12 protein-coding genes, 1 tRNA gene and 1 other RNA gene are annotated in these 18,104 nt (G+C 38.8%); 7 read left to right on the forward strand and 7 right to left on the reverse strand.

Annotation, left to right across the window (positions count from 1 at the left end):
• Window positions 1-18: 18 nt before the first annotated feature.
• The 4 genes from H9X96_RS05785 to gltB form a co-directional block, all read right to left on the reverse strand.
• Window positions 19-1,440, reverse strand: coding sequence for a SusD/RagB family nutrient-binding outer membrane lipoprotein (locus H9X96_RS05785; RefSeq protein WP_187665363.1), 1,422 nt, complete (start codon window positions 1,438-1,440; stop codon window positions 19-21).
• Window positions 1,441-1,451: 11 nt separating this feature from the next.
• Window positions 1,452-4,496 (reverse strand): SusC/RagA family TonB-linked outer membrane protein, encoded by a 3,045-nt coding sequence (locus H9X96_RS05790; RefSeq protein ID WP_187665364.1) that lies wholly within the window; start codon window positions 4,494-4,496, stop codon window positions 1,452-1,454.
• A 398-nt stretch (window positions 4,497-4,894) separates the two neighbouring features.
• Window positions 4,895-6,361, reverse strand: coding sequence for a glutamate synthase subunit beta (locus H9X96_RS05795; RefSeq protein WP_187665365.1), 1,467 nt, complete (start codon window positions 6,359-6,361; stop codon window positions 4,895-4,897).
• Between the two features lie 87 nt (window positions 6,362-6,448).
• Window positions 6,449-10,954 carry a glutamate synthase large subunit gene (gene gltB / locus H9X96_RS05800; RefSeq protein ID WP_187665366.1) on the reverse strand — a complete coding sequence of 1,502 codons (4,506 nt, stop codon included), beginning with the start codon at window positions 10,952-10,954 and terminating at the stop codon, window positions 6,449-6,451.
• Between the two features lie 375 nt (window positions 10,955-11,329).
• Here gltB and ffs point away from each other — a divergent pair.
• Window positions 11,330-11,429, forward strand: an RNA gene (gene ffs / locus H9X96_RS05805) — signal recognition particle sRNA small type.
• Between the two features lie 98 nt (window positions 11,430-11,527).
• Entirely contained in the window at window positions 11,528-12,193 is a 666-nt protein-coding gene (gene fsa / locus H9X96_RS05810; protein WP_187665367.1) for a fructose-6-phosphate aldolase, read from the forward strand.
• Window positions 12,194-12,229: 36 nt separating this feature from the next.
• Here fsa and H9X96_RS05815 read toward each other — a convergent pair whose 3' ends face one another.
• Complete coding sequence (locus H9X96_RS05815) at window positions 12,230-12,724, reverse strand: HAD-IIIA family hydrolase (RefSeq protein WP_187665368.1); 495 nt, start codon at window positions 12,722-12,724, stop codon at window positions 12,230-12,232.
• Window positions 12,725-12,848: 124 nt separating this feature from the next.
• Here H9X96_RS05815 and H9X96_RS05820 point away from each other — a divergent pair, with 124 nt between their 5' ends.
• Window positions 12,849-13,682, forward strand: coding sequence for an alpha/beta fold hydrolase (locus H9X96_RS05820; RefSeq protein ID WP_187665369.1), 834 nt, complete (start codon window positions 12,849-12,851; stop codon window positions 13,680-13,682).
• 259 nt (window positions 13,683-13,941) lie between these two features.
• Window positions 13,942-14,014, forward strand: a tRNA-Lys gene (locus H9X96_RS05825).
• 262 nt (window positions 14,015-14,276) lie between these two features.
• On the opposite strand, the gene H9X96_RS05830 is transcribed toward H9X96_RS05825, so the two are convergent.
• Window positions 14,277-14,495, reverse strand: a complete 219-nt coding sequence (locus tag H9X96_RS05830; RefSeq protein WP_187665370.1) for a hypothetical protein — start codon at window positions 14,493-14,495, stop codon at window positions 14,277-14,279.
• 345 nt (window positions 14,496-14,840) lie between these two features.
• On the opposite strand from H9X96_RS05830, the gene H9X96_RS05835 reads away from it, so the two are divergent.
• The 3 genes from H9X96_RS05835 to H9X96_RS05845 all read left to right on the forward strand — a co-directional run bounded on the left by H9X96_RS05835 (window position 14,841) and on the right by H9X96_RS05845 (window position 17,302).
• Window positions 14,841-16,523 (forward strand): hypothetical protein, encoded by a 1,683-nt coding sequence (locus H9X96_RS05835; RefSeq protein WP_187665371.1) that lies wholly within the window; start codon window positions 14,841-14,843, stop codon window positions 16,521-16,523.
• Window positions 16,524-16,555: 32 nt separating this feature from the next.
• On the forward strand, window positions 16,556-16,864 hold the full coding sequence (locus H9X96_RS05840) for a hypothetical protein (RefSeq protein ID WP_187665372.1): 309 nt from the start codon (window positions 16,556-16,558) through the stop codon (window positions 16,862-16,864).
• Window positions 16,865-17,140: 276 nt separating this feature from the next.
• A complete protein-coding gene (locus H9X96_RS05845) occupies window positions 17,141-17,302 on the forward strand; it encodes a hypothetical protein (protein WP_187665373.1) in 162 nt (53 codons plus the stop codon).
• Here H9X96_RS05845 and H9X96_RS05850 read toward each other — a convergent pair whose 3' ends face one another.
• Window positions 17,303-18,049: an SDR family NAD(P)-dependent oxidoreductase gene (locus tag H9X96_RS05850; RefSeq protein ID WP_187665374.1), complete on the reverse strand. Its 747-nt coding sequence runs from the start codon at window positions 18,047-18,049 to the stop codon at window positions 17,303-17,305.
• Between the last annotated feature and the right edge of the window lie 55 nt (window positions 18,050-18,104).

The raw sequence follows: 18,104 nt of genomic DNA on the forward strand, positions 1-18,104 counted from the left end.
AGCAGCTCTTTACTTGTTCTATTTTGCCCACCATACCGGCTCAGAGGTCAATATTGACTGCTGTGGCTGAGGGTTTGATGTAATCTCTTGAGAAGGATAAGGAAAACGCTGTGGGATATAAGGACGAAATGCATTAACAACAACATTCAGCGTTGGAAATCCTGTTCTACGCCAGTCATTATAAGCTTCAAGTGATAAGAAATTGGATACATACTTTTCTCCAATTAAGCTTTTTAAAGGATTAGCGGGATTCAGTATTCCATGTGCAATGATGTAAGTGTTTATATCATTTGTAGCAACGCCTAATGAAAGCATGTTTTGCCTGATCGCTTCTACGAATATAGGCTGAGCAGTGGCTGGACCAGACTTAATTAATGTAGCTTCAGCTTTAATGAATAAGGCTTCAGCATAATTCGCCAGATAAACTGGTGCTGAGGGGCCTACTTGATCTAAGAGTAAATATCCACCAACTTTAGGTCCCACAGTTGCATATATTTTAGGGTTTGGATTAGGGTCAGTACCGCTTTCTCTACCTAAAAAACCTCCACCAGAACCCGCAAGTCCTAGGATAGGCAGCCTCGGGTCATTATTTGCAGTTAATAAATCGACAAAAGTTTTGTTTAATACCACTCCACCAGCTCCAGGCAAGGTTCCACGATACCATGGGTTTTGTGACTTATCACCACCACTATAGGTTACTTTAGCATTGTCCCTATTGTCCGTAAAGCCATTTTGCAAAGCTGCAAGGGCGAGGTCAGCTTGCGCTGAAGCATTGTATCCTGCTGCCTTACTTAAGCGCAGGTAATATCTTGCTTTTAGCGTGTAGGCAAACTTTTTCCAGGAAGGGAAATCCCCACCATAAATCAAGTCATCTGCTTTTACATTGATACCACTAGGTTCACTATTCAAGATGACAATAGCTTCATCTAAATTCTGTTGAATGACCTTATAAATATCTTCCTGGCGATCATATTTTGGCTTTAATCCATCGAGCGCTCCAAAGGCTTCCGAGTACGGGATATCTCCAAACAGATCTGTGCAAATCGCCAGATTGTAAGCCAGCATTACTTTTCCAATTGCTGCATAACCATTATTCCCTCCTGCTTGTGCTTTACCGATCATAATTCTTAGGTTGTTAAAAATTGCAGGGTAAAGATCAAAACTCCAAGTATTGTTGACGTCGCTTGGGGTAATTCTATAACTATCAATTTCTGGTGATGGCTGATTTAAAGCCAGCTGCTGTGTCCAATAAGCAGCAACAGAGCCGGGAAACCCTCCAAGAATATTTGTAGTCGTATAGAGCTGAACAGGTGTTAAGATCAGCGCTTCTTGAACATCTAAAGGATTGTTCGGATCTTTATTAATATCTAAATATTTCTTACATCCAGATGCAGAAATCAGCATTAAAAATGCTACGAATATATAATATGTCTTTTTCATGATTGGTCTGTTTAAAAAGTAACTTTTACCGCAAAATTGAAACTTTTGTTAGATGGCGTTACAAAATTGGTAAAGCCGGCACCATTTCCAGTTCCATATAGACTCACTTCAGGATCTGAGCCTGTGTAGTGTGGGGTATAAAACCATAAATTTCTGCCTGTAGCAGAGACACTCAACCCTTTAAATGGCGTTTTCCTTAATATATCCGCTGGAAAAGTATAAGCTAGGGTTACTTGTCTTAGTTTGATGTAAGTCCCATCCTCTACTCCATTTTCGTCTACTGCTGAAAAGTTTTCCTGATAATATTTTTGGTCCAATGTAACTTGTTTTGTGTTTTCTGAACCATCTTCAGTCACCCCATCAAAGACTTTAGTGGCAGTTCTGTCTTCAGTAACTTTAGTAACCCCATAAAAATTAAGGTAGAAATTGTCAAGGTTATATACATCACCGCCCTTTTTCATGTCAAGTACCGCAGAAAGCGTAATACCTTTATAGTTCAGCGTTGTGGTTAAACCTGCATTCCACTTAGGTACGGTATTGCCTATAGGACCAAGTTGTTCATCTATAATAGGATAACCTTCAGCATCTATTACTAACCTTCCAGCATCATTTCGAAGGTATCGCGAGCCAAAAATAACGGCATAAGGTTGGTCTTTATAAGCAAATACACCAGGGCTAACAAAACCCGCAAACTGAATGTTATCAAGACCTTGTCCAATCTCAGTTACTTTATTGTTGATTTTGGTGAAATTCAAAGCAATATCCCAGGTGAGGTTTTTTGTTTTTATTGGTGTACCGCCCAATACCAACTCCACACCCCGATTATACATACTTGCCGCATTGATAACAGCGGCATTAAAACCACTTGACGGGGTTATTGGTGTTGTACTGATCAGGTCCTTACTTACTTTATTGAAATAAGTAACTTCAAAATTCAACCTGCTTTTAAGAAATTTGAATTCAAAACCCGTTTCAAATTCCTTCAGACCCTCGTTCTTCAGGTTCCTATCACCGTAAGTATTCGTCAATAAGAACCCATTCAGACCATCATAAGGAAATTCTATATTTCCAATAATTGGTTTTACATAAGGAGTACCAATACTATAAGGTGCAACATTATCATTTCCTACATAGGAATAAGAAATACGGAATTTACCGAAATTCATAATTGGATTATTATTCATTCCTAATGCTTCGGTAAAGATAAAAGCACCGGATGCTGAACCATAAGGATAAAATTGCTTATCGCTATTCAGCACAGAAGTTCCATCATATCTCCCTGTCAATGATAAGGATAGCATTTTCTTATATTCTCCTGTCATCTGTGCGTATATACCTACTTTTCTATAATTACTTTCCGTAATCGTGGAGATCTGGGTAGATGCGTTGCTAATATTATAAAAATCCTTAGCCGATAAACCTATACCCTTATCAAAAACTGTTTTCTGATCAGAAGCCAGAATATTATTACCGATCAAAATACTTCCAAAGAAATCATCGCTGAAGTTCCTTTTCGCTTCTATAATCAAGTCATGATTATACTGTCTGAAATTTATCTCCCGATTGTACATTTTACCATTATCAGATTCTCCACCAACAATTCCGGAAGCTTCATGGTAATGCGTATCATCATTAAAGATATCAGCCCCTACACGTTCGGTAATGGTTAACCAGGGAGTTGGATTGTAAGTAACGGTAAAAACTGGCAGAAATCTGTTGACAAGGGAGCTGAATTTTACATTATCTACTAACCAGTAAGGATTATTTCTTGCAGCACGGAACACTCGCTGTGTTCCATCTGGATAAGTGGTAGGAAATGGATCCCAGGATATAGGTGCCGCATAAACTGTCCAAAATGGACTTGCAAGACTATTTCCTTCTGGTAAACGATCATTAGCAGTGTTAACATAGTTCAGTTGCCCAATGACGTTTATTTTATCAGTAATATTATTCGAAAATTTGGTGAAGAAGGAATGCCGACCAAAGTCAGTGCCTGGCATTGTTCCTTTAGTTTTTAGATAGGAATAGGATACAAGATAGGTTGATTTATCAGAAGCACCACTTAACGCAACGGTATTGTCTGTGGTAAGCCCAGTCCTAAAAAACTCCTTCCTGGGATCGTGTTTCTGTACAGGGACCCCATTCACAGTTAAGCCATCAATCAGTGGCCCCCAAGAACCTGAGCCTAATTCTCCATTATTTCCATCGATGTAAACACCATTGCTACCTTGAGCATACTTATCCTGAAATTCTGGAAATATTGGATGATCTACTGTAATTCCTGAAGAAATAGAAATCGAAGGTTTTCCCTTGCCCGTTTTAGTGGTAATAATCACTACTCCTCTTGCAGCAGCAGAACCATATAATGCACTGGCCGCTGCCCCTTTTAATATAGTCACACTTTCTATAATATTTGGATCAATGTCAATGGCCCTATTAGCTGTTCCTCCTGCACTTAATGCACCGTCAGGATTACCGGCTTCAGAGTTATTAATAGGTACGCCATCCACGACAAAAAGAGCGCCGTTCTCGCCTGTCAAAGAGGTATTACCGCGAATTACAATTTTAGAGGAACTACCTGCGGCCCCACTGGAATTGGTAATTTGAACCCCCGCTACTTTACCAGCCAGTGCATTCACTAAGTTATTTTCTTTGGCAGCCACTAAAGCATTACCTCCAACTTCCTGTGTGGAATAGGTTAAGGTACGTTTATCCCGCTTTATGCCAAGTGCGGTCACCACAATTTCATTTAAACTAGTTTCGTCATCGGATAGAGAAACATTGACTTCATTACTGCTCCCTATTGTTTTCGTCTGAGTTTTAAAACCCAGATAAGAAAACTCCAGACTCAGGTTGGTACCTGTTACTTGAATACTGTACTTACCCGCAGAGTTGGTTAAGGTACCGGTTTTCTGTCCAACCACCCTTATGGATACTCCAGGAAGGGGATTTTGGTCACTTTCGGCTGTCACAGTTCCCGTAATCGTACGGGTTTGTGCCCACGCGGCTATGCTAAATAGCAATAGCAGCATTAAAAATGGTAATGATTTTTTCATAGGTCATTTAGAATTAGTTTGTTACTTAAATTTAAGCATCAAACTGCGGTATCTGAATCAAAACGTCTCTTTTTTGTTACTGATGGCAGAAATGTTGATATAAGCTGTATATTGGCGTTTTTTTTCAAAAAAAACAGTCCGTATCGGGCTAATTATGAGGTCGATAAATCAAGTTTTAATGACCTCATAAAAATAAAAAGAGAATTCTTCGGCTGATTTATAAAGCAGCTGAAAAATTCTTATGCCAAGAATCTTTTTTTGAAATCTCAACATGAAACCGCCTGCTAATTATTTCCCTATAGAAAAATAAGGCATAAAAAAGCAGCTATCATCCAAGGGACAATAGCTGCTTATGTTTAAATGGTGGGATAATTTCCACCAGGTTTATTTTTTAATAATTAGGCGTAAGGGATACCGTCTTTTGATGCAAGTCTGCTGTGCCCCATTAAGTACTCATCCACCTTACGGGCAGCTTCTCTACCTTCTGAAATGGCCCAAACTACCAATGATTGTCCACGGCGCATATCTCCTGCTGCAAAGATCTTTGCAATATTGGTTTGATATTTACCTTCTTCAGCTTTCACGTTACCTCTGTTATCCAACTCTACTCCTAATTTTTCAATTAAGCCTTCTTTTTGAGGATGCAAAAATCCCATTGCCAATAAAACCAGCTGACAAGGCAAATCTCTTTCCGTTCCTGGTTTCTCCTTGAAGTTCAAAGGTCTGCCAGTAGGATCAATCTCCCATTCTACATCTACTACTTTTAAGGCTTTAAGGTTGCCGTTTTCATCCTTGATAAATTCCTTAGTATTTACTCCCCATGCTCTTTCACAACCCTCTTCATGGGAAGAAGTCACTTTTAGTAACATTGGGAAGGTCGGCCAAGGCATGTTTGAAGTACGTTGTGATGAAGGCATTGGCATGATTTCAAACTGCATCACGGATTTCGCCCCCTGACGGTTTGAAGTGCCGATGCAATCAGAACCAGTATCACCACCACCAATTACAATCACATCCTTACCAGTAGCCAAAATCGCCTCTTGCTCAAAGCTAATCTTTTGAACACGCTTGTTCTGTTGTTTTAAGAAGTCCATGGCAAAATGAACGCCTTTAGTCTCGCGACCAGTAATCGTCAAATCTCTTGGAATGGTAGAACCACCTGCTAAAACAATACTTTGGAATTCTCTAAGTAAAGTGTTCAATTCTACATTTACCCCAACATTGGAGTTGCATTTGAACACAATACCTTCTTTTTCCATCAGCTTGATGCGTCTGGTTACTATATCTTTCTGAAGTTTAAAATCAGGAATACCATAATTCAATAACCCTCCAGGTGCGTCATCGCGTTCGTAAACCACCACCTCATGACCAGCTCTGTTTAATTGCGCTGCTGCAGCAAGTCCCGCAGGACCTGATCCGATCACCGCTACTTTCTTACCGGTACGGATCAAGGGCTCTTCCGCTTTGATATATCCTTTGTTGAAGGCAATTTCAATAATATGTTTTTCGATCTCTTCAATAGATACTGGAGATTTGTTGATGCCAAGGACACATGCAGATTCGCAAGGTGCCGGACAAATCCTTCCTGTGAACTCAGGGAAGTTGTTGGTGCTCAACAATATAGTTGAAGCCAGCTGCCAATCTCCTTTATATACCGCGTCGTTAAATTCCGGAATTACATTTCCTAGTGGGCAGCCCGACTGGCAAAATGGAACACCGCAATCCATACACCTTGCGGCTTCACGGTTGACCTGCTCTAGTTCAAAATTCTCTACAAATTCATTATAATGCTTTAAACGTTCTTTAGCATCTTCTTTTATAGGAGCAGTTCTCTCATACTCTAAAAATCCGGTTACTTTTCCCATAGTTAAGCTATATTTAGTTTAGTGGTTCTCGTCATTTTTTGTTTCAATTTACTCTGGTGGCTCTCGATTGTTTTGTGCTGGAAATAATTAAACATTTACAGCAGCTCTTTTCATCATTACGGCTTTGTATTCCTTAGGGAATACTTTGATAAAGTGTGCAGATTGAGTCGCCCAATCACTTAAGATAAACTTAGCTAAACTACTATCTGTAAGCTGGATGTGTTTTTTTAGTAACACATTTATGCGTAGCTCATCCTGTTCATCCAGTGGATCAAGGTCTACCATTTCCTTATTGCATTTATTGGTAAATTCTTGCTTCACATCATAGATCCAGGCTACACCACCGCTCATACCAGCAGCGAAATTACTGCCTGTATCACCGATCACCAGCACTTCACCACCAGTCATGTATTCACAACCATGATCACCTAAACCTTCAACTACAGCTGTAGCACCAGAGTTTCTTACGGCAAACCTTTCACCAGCCTGACCTCTCACATACAACTCACCAGAAGTTGCACCATATAAGGCAACGTTACCAATGATGATATTTTGTTCCGGCACATAGCTGATGGTACTAAAAGGATAGATGGACAATCTAGCTCCAGAAAGGCCTTTACCTACGTAATCATTCGCTTCACCCTCCAGCTGCAATGAGATTCCTTTGGCTGCAAAAGCACCGAAACTTTGTCCGGCTGAACCTTTGAATTTAAAGTTGATCGTATCTGCTGGTAAACCTTGCGATTTATAAATTTTTGAAACTTCATTTGAAAGCATCGTACCTAAAGCTCGGTTGGTGTTTTTCACCTCAAACTCTCTGTAAATCGGCTCTTTATTCAACAATGCAGGAGCTGCAGCTTTGATCAATTGGTGGTCTAAAATATCCGCTAATCCATGATCTTGAGTTTCTGTTTGATACAAGCTCAAGCCATTGTCTGGCGCTTTATATAAAATCGCAGAAAGGTCAAGGTCTTTTAATTTCCAGTCGCTCGGATCAATTGTACGTAAGCTTAAAGCATCTGCCTGACCTACCATTTCCTCTACTGTTCTGAAACCAAGTTCTGCCATGGTTTCTCTCAACTCTTCCGCTAAGAAATGGAATAGGTTTACAACGTGATCTGCTTCACCGGTAAACAACTTTCTCAAGTTAGGATCCTGTGTGGCCACACCCACCGGACAAGTATTCAAATGACATTTTCTCATCATGATACAGCCAGAAGTGACTAGAGCAGCGGTAGCCACACCCCATTCTTCAGCACCTAAAAGAGCCGCAATGGCGATGTCTTTACCCGTTTTTAATTGACCATCCGTTTGTAATACTACCCTGCTGCGCAAGCGGTTTTTAACCAAAGTCTGGTGTGCTTCCGCTAAACCAAGTTCCCAAGGTAAACCAGCATGCTGGATCGATGTTAATGGCGATGCACCAGTACCTCCGTCAAATCCTGAAACCAGGATTACATCGGCATGAGCTTTCGCAACACCGGCTGCAATCGTGCCTACACCAGCTTTAGAAACCAGTTTTACGTTGATTCTAGCTTCACGGTTGGCATTTTTCAAGTCAAAAATCAGCTGCGCTAAATCTTCAATAGAATAAATATCGTGGTGTGGCGGAGGCGAAATTAACCCTACACCAGGCGTAGCATGACGAACTTTTGCAATCCATTCGTCTACTTTATCGCCAGGTAATTGCCCACCTTCACCAGGTTTTGCACCTTGTGCCATTTTAATTTGCAGCTCATCTGCGTTGCTCAGGTAATAACTAGTCACACCGAAACGTGCAGAAGCAATTTGCTTGATTGCAGAACGCATAGAATCACCGTTAGGTAAGGTTTCATAGCGCAATTCATCTTCACCACCTTCTCCGGTATTACTCTTTCCGCCAATGCGGTTCATCGCAATCGCCAAAGTGGAGTGTGCTTCATGAGAGATCGAACCGAAAGACATGGCACCTGTAGCAAAACGCTTCAGGATCTGTTCAACTGGTTCTACTTCTGATAAAGATACTGCAGGACGTTTATAGTTAAATTCAAACAGTCCGCGAATGGTAAACGCTTGATGCGTTTGTTCATTTACAAGCTTAGAATATTGTTTGTATACGTTGTAATCATTCTTTCTGGTCGCATTTTGTAACAAGTGGATCGTTTGAGGATTGAACAAATGCTGTTCTCCTTTACGTTTCCATTTGTAATTACCGCCTGTTGGCAAGATCATATCCGGACGTGTAGCCGAACCAAAAATCCTGTTGTGTTTGATCAAAGTTTCTCTGGCAATCTCATCCAGTCCTAAACCACCGATTCTTGAAACCGCACCGGTAAAGTAATTGTCGACCACCTGTTTGTTCAAACCAAGAATTTCAAAAATCTGTGCGCCATGATAAGATTGAAGCGTAGAAATTCCCATTTTAGAGAAAATCTTCAACAATCCATTATTTACAGCATAAATATAGTTCTGTATAAGTTTCGCGGGTTTAACTTCCAATTCTGTTTCAAAACCAGTAATCGTTTCTTCTGCTAAGTAAGGGTTTACTGCAGTTGCACCGAAGCCAATTAAGCAAGCAAAATGGTGCACTTCCCAAACATCACCAGCTTCTACTACTAAGCCTACATCGCCTCTGTATCCTTTACGGATCAAATGATGGTGAACTGTAGAAACAGCCAATAAAGAAGGAATGGCAGCGTGTTCAGAGTCTAAAGCACGATCTGATAAAATAATCACCTGGAATCCATCTTCTACAGCATCTACTGCATAACGACATAACCTATCTAATGCTTTTGCCATAGCGCCTGGTTTACCAGTAGCTCTGAAATAAGTTTGTAAGGTTTTAGATTGGAATACTCCGGTATCTATACTTCTAAGCTTCTCTAACTCTAAATTCGTTAAAATAGGATGCTTGATACCCACACAGTGACACTGCAGTGCATTTTCTTCCAGAATATTTCCATTATTTCCCATGAATCCCGCAAGACTCATCACCACTTTTTCCCTAATAGGGTCGATTGGCGGATTGGTTACCTGGGCAAACAATTGTTTGAAATAAGAAGAAAGATGCTGTGGTTTTTGAGATAAAATCGCCAATGGAATATCTGTACCCATCGATCCGATTGGCTCTTTTCCATCCTTAGCCATTGGTTTCAGGATTAAGTCGATGTCTTCACGGCTATATCCAAATACCTGCTGATATTTAAAAATAGATTCTTCTGAAAGACCGCTAAACACTACTCTTGGATCAGAAAGTTCTTCTAATCTGATTTGATATTGATTTAACCAATCTGCATACGGCCTGCGACTGCATACTTGTTGTTTAATTTCTGTATCGGAGATGATCCTTCCCTGCTCCATATCTACCACAAACATCTTTCCAGGCGTCAACCTACCCTTTTCAATAATTTTGCTTTGATCTAAAGCCAATGCACCAGCTTCGGAAGCCATAATCACATGGTCATCTTCTGTAATGGCATACCTTTGCGGACGCAATCCGTTTCTATCCAACGTTGCTCCAATCAGGTTACCATCTGTAAAAGAAACAGCTGCTGGACCGTCCCAAGGCTCCATTAAAGTAGCATGGAACTTATAGAATGCCTGTTTTAGCTCGTCCATATCATCGTTACCGTCCCATGCCTCAGGAATTAACATCATTAAGACATGTGGCAGAGAACGACCTGCATGCACTAAAAGCTCTACTATATTATCTAAACAACCTGAATCGGAATTGGATTCATCAATTACAGGAAGTAAAATATTCAGTTCTTCAGGTGTAAAGTGCGAAGAAGCCAATGACTTCACGCTTGCTCTAAACCAGTTCAGGTTCCCCTGAAGCGTATTAATTTCTCCATTATGGGCGATATACCTAAAAGGTTGCGCCAACTTCCAGGAAGGGAAAGTGTTTGTTGCAAAGCGACTATGGATTAGGCCAAAAGCGGAAACAACGCGCTTATCACTGAGCTCAGTAAAATAGGATCTTACCTGCAATGAAGTCAGCTGTCCTTTATAAACTATAGTTCTTGAAGAAAAAGAGGCAATATAAAACTCGCCATTAATCCCCTTCACGGTATTATTAATCGTCTTTGACAGGTAGTTCTTGAAAACGTAAAGTTTACGTTCAAAATCTGCACCAGCAGCGATTGCATACGGGCGGCCAATAAATACCTGTTCCATTTCTGGTTCTACAGATAAGGCCATATCGCCAATGCCTTCTGTATTGGTTTGTACTTTTCTAAAACCTAGAACTTCCAGGCCCAATTTCTCTCCCGCACGATAAATGATTTCTCTGCACTCTTCTCTCGCTTTAACGTCTTTCGGTAAAAACAACATCCCTACTCCATAGTCTCCGGATTCATTCAGACTGAATCCTATTTTAAGACATTCGTCATAAAGAAATTCATGAGGTATCTGTATCATGATACCTGCACCATCTCCGGTGTTAATTTCAGCGCCGCAAGCTCCGCGGTGATCAAGATTTTCAAGAATGGTTATTGCGTCGGAAATGATTTGTTGCGATTTTCTCCCCTTAATATGAGCAACGAAACCAATGCCACATGCGTCATGTTCAAAACGCTGGTCGTATAACCCTTGCTGATCTTGTGTTTGTTCCATAAGTTTAATTTATTGTTGGTTGGTATAGTGTGATTCGAACACTAAGTTACGAAAAAAAATCAAGTAATTATAATATCGGCATCTTTTTTAGGAAAAATGCAGAACATTTAAAATATAAACTCTTTATATTATAATATTGATACTTGAAATCGATGTAAAATGTAATATTGGCAATGAAGATTCCCGGATATAAGGGAGTTAGCATCAAAACAAACTCATGTCTGCTGCTGAGCTTTCATAAGCCCAAAAAAAAATTAAAATTATTTTCCTCTTCAAATCCTTTAATTTCAATCGATTAACTGAAAAACCCCCTTAAAAATGAAATAAAAGCATTTTATACTTTGGTAGATTCAGATCTTTTCCTACTTTTGTGACGGGCAAGTATTACACGATCAGCTCCTTTTGAACTCCCCCAGGGCGGGAACGAAGCAAGGGTAGAAAGTTGTAGCGATGCGATGTAAAGTGCTTGCCCATTTTTATTTTTTAGATTGACATGCTTCAACTGCATCCTCTTCTTTCTAACGACCAAATCGAGTTAATTAAAACCATATATTTTCTTAAACTATATATCTTATGAAATTTTTCATAGACACAGCTAATCTTGATCAAATCAGAGAAGCTCAAGACCTTGGCGTTCTAGACGGCGTAACTACCAACCCTAGCTTAATGGCTAAAGAAGGTATCACTGGCGAACAAAATGTAATTAACCACTACAAAGCAATTTGTGACATCGTTGATGCCAATGTAAGTGCAGAGGTTATTTCCACTGATTATGAAAGCATGATCAAAGAAGGTGAAGCATTAGCTAAACTAGATCCGAAAATTGTTGTTAAAGTTCCTATGATCAAAGATGGTGTTAAAGCCATTAAATACCTTTCATCTAAAGGAATCAGAACAAACTGTACGTTGATCTTCTCTGCCGGACAAGCTTTAATCGCTGCAAAAGCAGGTGCATCTTACGTATCTCCATTCTTAGGTCGTTTAGACGACATTTCTACAGATGGTTTTCAATTGATCGAAGACATCAGATTGATTTTTGATAACTACCAATACGAAACTGAAATTCTTGCAGCTTCAGTTAGAGGACCAATGCACATCGTTAACTGCGCTAAATTAGGTGCTGACGTGATGACTGGCCCACTTTCTGCCATCCTTGCATTAATGAAACACCCATTAACTGATAGCGGCTTAGCTCAGTTCTTGGCTGATCATGCTAAAGCAGAAGCAGCAGCTAAATAAGCTTAAATAACAGATCATAAAAAAAGTCCTGTTGAATTAATTCGACAGGACTTTTTTTACGGCTTCATAACTGATTTGTTCATCTGGTTCGATTAGGATACCCTTCACTCCTGCTCCATTGGCCGCTTCTACATCTCTTGGTTTATCGCCAATCATCACAGATAAGGCCGGATCAATATGATAAGTTGCGATCGCTTCTAATACCATTCCAGATAAAGGTTTTCTGCAATTACAAGGCTCAGAAACTGTTGGATGGTGTGGACAATAGTATGCATGCGTGATTTTTGCCCCCTTTGCCTCAAATTTTTCAGCTAAAATACGGTGCATTTCTGCCAGTGTTTCTTCCGTATAACGTTTTAAGGCGATTCCACCCTGATTGGTAATGATAATCAGCATATACCCCTCGTCATACAGCTTCTTTAATGGTGGGATCTGGTATTCAAGGACTTCAAAATCTTCTACTTTACAGATGTAATCATAGATTTCGTGATTTAAAACCCCATCACGATCTAGAAATATTGCTTTATTCATTTAATTATTCTTTTTTGCCAAATATGGCAATATTATTATTGTTTATTCTCCCAAAATGACGCTTTTATTAAACATAATCACGATATATGGTGTTATTAATCTTTGAACCTTTAAAATTTATAATATGCCATATATCAAAAGAAATCCCGAGAACAGTAAATCTGTGAATATATTTTACGAAGATCTTGGTTCAGGAAAACCAGTAATTTTAATTCATGGCTGGCCTGTATCACACGAAATGTGGGAGTATCAGGTTGCATCAGTTGTTTACAGTGGCTACCGCTGCATTGCATACGACAGACGTGGTTTTGGCCAGTCTGACAAACCTTGGACCGGTTATGATTATGATACCCTCGCCTCCGATCTGAATGAATTAATCCTTGCACTCGATTTATCTGAGGTTACACTCGTTGGATTTTCAATGGGTGGTGGTGAAGTAGTGCGTTACTTAGGTAAATACGGCAGCTCTAGGATTGAAAAAGCAGTATTGATTAGTACAGTTGTTCCTTTAATGCTAAAAACTGACGACCATGAAGAAGGTGTTCCAAAGGATGTTTTTGATGAAATTATTGCCAATATCCATCAGGATCGTCCTGCATTCTTAACTGGTTTTGGAAAACAGTTCTTTGGGGAAGGGATTTTAAATAAACCGGTAAGCGAGGATATACAGAACTGGATGCACCAGCTCGCGATTGTGGCTAGTCCAAAGGCTACCGTAGATTGTGTGAGGTCATTCTCTGAAACTGATTTTAGAACAGATTTAAGTACCATTACCATTCCTGTAATGATCGTACATGGAGATGATGATCAGGTGGTACCTATTAAAGCAACCAGTGCAATTACTGCAATGTTACTTCCTAATGCTGATTATTATGTAATGGAAGGTGCATCACACGGCTTATTTATCACTCATAAAGATGAATTAAACCAATTACTAGTTAATTTTCTAAAAAGATAATTCAAAATGATAGGAATTTGAGCAGAAATGCAAGAGACAATTCTTTGTTTCCTGATCAAATTCCTGTTTTTTTTAATTCCAAATAGTTGATTTTAGCACCAAAATAAGGCCTTTGATAGGGCTTAAAATAAATAATCTAGCTTAAAATCAGTGTAGTATAGATTTTATGATTTTTTAATTTGCACTTCATATAACCTAATCCTATATTTGCATCACTTTAAACGGAAACGCTTAGAGTAAAGCTAAAAATAACAGCTTTGATTCCGTAGCTCAGCTGGTAGAGCATTACACTTTTAATGTAGTGGTCCTGGGTTCGAATCCCAGCGGGATCACAGAGAATAGTAACAAAACGCATAGAAGCCTGAAAATCAGTTGATTGCAGGCTTTTTGCTTTTACGGTTAACACTAAATTACTCACCTAATCACATATAAGTGAGTAATTTAGAGGTTTATTTACTCACCAAATTGAATGTAAATTTCTGATTCACAGAAACTTTATCTATTGAACGACTTGACGTACACTGACTGCAAGACTACTTTTGTTAACCCTAAATCAGTTGATTATGAAAACGAGTTTCAGTCTGCTTTTCTACCTCAAAAATATGATAAACCTATATTTCTTTCAAACTCAATGATCCCATCATTAAAACTACTTAAAAATCCTTTTAACACCATCTCCTCTTTTTCAACATCCCATCCCGGATACTCAATGATGTAATTTTCTGCGGTACTTTTTTCATCACTGGCTAAAAGATCATAAAGGTCTGCCTCACTGATAAAGTAGGCTCTAACATCTTTTTTTAATTCTTTCAACGGCAAATAACTAAGTCTATCAATGAGATCGAAACGGCTGGCATTTCTGCCTAAAAACTGTCTTTCTTTTTTATAAACGGAGTCCTAATTTCATCATATATATATGACCGGAATAAGGACTGAAATTTTTGAGGTGGCGAAAAAACACATTAGTTATCGTTAATACCCAAAAATAGTTAAATTTTATTTGTTTAAAAAGCAAATATGTAATAGAATGCCTATCATAATATTCCTATTATCAAATTTTTATTCAAAAACATTATATATTATTTTTAACAAGTCTAAATAAATCATATATTTGCCTATGATTCATTGAACATTATCAAACTATAAATTAACGAACAAATGGAAATCAAAAAAGAATCTCATTGGCTATATCTGGCTTCTCTTTTTATAATTATATTTATTTCCGGGTGTAAAAAAAGTGACCCGCCGCTTTCCAGTAATTTAAAAATTTTACATAACAACTTAGCGGCTGTTCCAGTGCCAAATTTTGCATGGGAGAATCTTGATTGGATGCCAACCCCTACTGGGCAAGCAAAAATACCGTCTCCATGGTCTGGACAGGGAAGTATTGCTGGAACCTACGGCTTGGATGTAACAAATGACAGAAGGTCACAAGATGGATGGATTTTATTGTATAGTACTTTTGACGAGAACGCCAGGAGCCCACTAATAAATCCATATTTTATTCTGTATAACAAATATCGAGGGATCATGCGGATATTTTCATACACAACAACTCAATTTGTAAGTTATTCCTCTTATATAAAAGAAGGTATCTCTATTAATTCTACCCATAAAACATCTATGTTTAATTTCTTAGGAAGCAGTTTTATTGATGTTAATGATAAACGAAATTCTTACAAGCAGATTCAACCAGCTCCATTGGATGGCTCCTCACCCTTTGCTTCAAATAAATGGTATATGTCCGAATATGAGATTGCATATGATCCTTTGATAAAAGACATACCTTATCAAAATATTCAACTGCTTTGGTCAATGGAGTACCATAACATCACAAAAATTGAATTGGGTGGAAAAATTCAGGGCAGTATAAGTAGCGTTATGGGTGGCAAATCTAAAGGAGCACAGATAGTTTCGGACCTGGAAAATACGGGGAAAGTTGCTGGAACAGCTTTGGTGTCTGGGGTGGGACTTGAATTTTTCAACAAGCACACCTCAAATAAGGAAACAGGAGAAAATAAGATAGGAGTACCCAATGATATTTTCAAATCCATTTTACAAGGATTAAAAGGTGCGCTAACGAGCAATATAGGTAAATTACCAGAAGCTGTAATTGGATTATTCAGCGCCATTTTAGGGGGCTCAAGTGGTTCCAATAATATTAATCTAGGGGTTGATCTTGATGCTAGGCTTGAAGGCACAAGCGTAAATACAGGATCATTCCCATCAAGCCCGACCTCAGTATGGATGCCAGGAACAAACATATTACCAACAGCTACCGGATACATTCCTCTATACAATAAAACTTTGGGCGTGTTTAATGTGAAAGAAAACCTTCCAGCGGTTAAAATTACCGGAACAGATTATTTGTACTTTAAAATGGATTGGGATCGATTTCCTAAGCATATTACTTTGAACATCCCAAAAATGGATTTTTCTCAATATGTTGAGATTAATCCTGAAGTTCAAAAAGAAGCTACTGTGACCATTAGAAAACAAGAATTGATCCTGAGAATTCAACCTAAATTTCAATTTAATTCAACCGCTCAAATTAAAAATGTTAGTGCTGAGAGAGCAGACAAATGGATGGGAAATGCTGAAGATATTCCTGCTGGGTATCAAGGACGGAGCCTTGATGCCTTTGTTAATCCTACTAGTATTTATCTTTATAGCGAGCTATCAGGCCGAGGAGACCCGAAACATGAGTATGATTTTGTTGTTCGTTTTACTATTGATGTAAAGCCTAATAATAATACTCCCATGACAACAATCGTAAAGACTTTTAAATTAAACGTAGACCAAACCGGCTTAATTGTGAAAACGATAAGTGTCAGGTCCTAATTCTATAATTGAAACTAATAATATTATTTAAAATGAAATTAAGAACATATGTACTCACCATAGTCGTAACCTGTTTAATTTTTATCGGATGTAAAAAAGATGATTTTGACGGAAAGTTGCAGATTTCATTTGCTGTTTCACCATCTGAAATCGACATATATACAACGGATAATAAAGAGATAGCAATTAAAAGCATCAAGTTGAACAGCCAAGAGACAACAATAATGGTCAACTTAAATGCAGGAAATTATGTGATAAAGCCATTTAAAAGTGGGCATTTGTATGGGGAGAAGGGCGCTCAGGTAAATCGAGGGAAAACGACAATTTTACAATTTAACTGATCCATATATTTCGTATATTTAAATATAGCAATTGCAGTTAAAAACGTACAAAATAAATGATGAGAAATTCGGTGAGTCGAATTTAAAAACGCACCAAATACTATTTAAACGCTGATTTTCGCACCAGGTGCAAATCCCAGTGGGATCACAGAAAAGCCTCGCAGAAATGTGAGGCTTTTTATGTACAGAGGTATTTTACACCATGCTTGGAACATTATTTTGGATCAAGCGGAGGGGCTATCCTTCGCCTGTACCATCTGCAGATTATCAAAAAAGATGTTTCAACATTACCCGCTAAGACTTAACAGCAATGGCCTGTATGGCTACCGAAACGGTAAGCAGAACATGATCAGATTTCCTAACGAAAAATTACAGGAACGTGAAGGGATAACCATTACTGTACTGGATCTGGAAAGGCTTGCGAAAATGAAGAATTAACTAAGCCATGACTCCTCCATCCAGGATAATTTGTGTTCCATTACAATAACTAGAGTCATCACAAGCCAGATAAATAAATGCTTTAGCCACCTCTTCAGGTGTACAAAGCCGTTTAGATGGCGATCCGTCAATCCATGCTTGATGAATGGCTCCTGGAGCCTCAGCCAATAATGGAGTTTCCACATAATATGGACAAAGTGCATTCGCTCTGATATTTTGTGCGGCATATTGAACCGCTATATTTTTGGTAATGCCTAAAACGCCATGTTTGGCTGCTGTGTATGGTACTAAACCGTGTTCTGCTTTCAATCCACCAAGCGAAGACATATTTACAATTACCCCTCCACCCTGCTTCAAAAACTGCTGCAGTTCATATTTTACGCAATAAAACTGGCCAGTTAAATTTACTGCGATCAACCTGTCCCAAGTAGCCTCAGGCATATCATGTATCCCGGAATAAGTTCCGCCAATACCTGCATTATTAAAAGCTACATCCAAACTTCCAAATTCTGCCACAGTCGTAAGGATAGCCAATTTGACGCTTTCCACATCTGACACATCAATTGGAACAAACATACATTTGGCTCCTAATGCCTTTATTTCATTAAGCGTTTCCAGGTGATCCTTGTTTTCAAGGTCAGCCACAACAACTATCGCTCCTTCTCTTGCAGCCTCAAGAGCAGCAGCTTTTCCAATACCTGAATTTCCTCCGGTGATGAATACCACCTTTTTTTCCAATTTTCTCATAATTTCTAATTAGCGAAAGCATTAGATCCCTTTTAGTATTTGGTCAACTAACAAA

The sequence above is a fragment of the Pedobacter sp. N36a genome, from assembly GCF_014472395.1.
Lineage (GTDB): Bacteria > Bacteroidota > Bacteroidia > Sphingobacteriales > Sphingobacteriaceae > Pedobacter.

Coding starts and splice junctions, on each gene's coding strand:
- H9X96_RS05785 (WP_187665363.1), bottom strand. CDS start 1,440: ATGAAAAAGACATATTATATATTCGTAGCATTTTTAATGCTGATTTCT.
- H9X96_RS05790 (WP_187665364.1), bottom strand. CDS start 4,496: ATGAAAAAATCATTACCATTTTTAATGCTGCTATTGCTATTTAGCATA.
- H9X96_RS05795 (WP_187665365.1), bottom strand. CDS start 6,361: ATGGGAAAAGTAACCGGATTTTTAGAGTATGAGAGAACTGCTCCTATA.
- gltB (WP_187665366.1), bottom strand. CDS start 10,954: ATGGAACAAACACAAGATCAGCAAGGGTTATACGACCAGCGTTTTGAA.
- fsa (WP_187665367.1), top strand. CDS start 11,528: ATGAAATTTTTCATAGACACAGCTAATCTTGATCAAATCAGAGAAGCT.
- H9X96_RS05815 (WP_187665368.1), bottom strand. CDS start 12,724: ATGAATAAAGCAATATTTCTAGATCGTGATGGGGTTTTAAATCACGAA.
- H9X96_RS05820 (WP_187665369.1), top strand. CDS start 12,849: ATGCCATATATCAAAAGAAATCCCGAGAACAGTAAATCTGTGAATATA.
- H9X96_RS05835 (WP_187665371.1), top strand. CDS start 14,841: ATGGAAATCAAAAAAGAATCTCATTGGCTATATCTGGCTTCTCTTTTT.
- H9X96_RS05840 (WP_187665372.1), top strand. CDS start 16,556: ATGAAATTAAGAACATATGTACTCACCATAGTCGTAACCTGTTTAATT.
- H9X96_RS05845 (WP_187665373.1), top strand. CDS start 17,141: ATGTTTCAACATTACCCGCTAAGACTTAACAGCAATGGCCTGTATGGC.
- H9X96_RS05850 (WP_187665374.1), bottom strand. CDS start 18,049: ATGAGAAAATTGGAAAAAAAGGTGGTATTCATCACCGGAGGAAATTCA.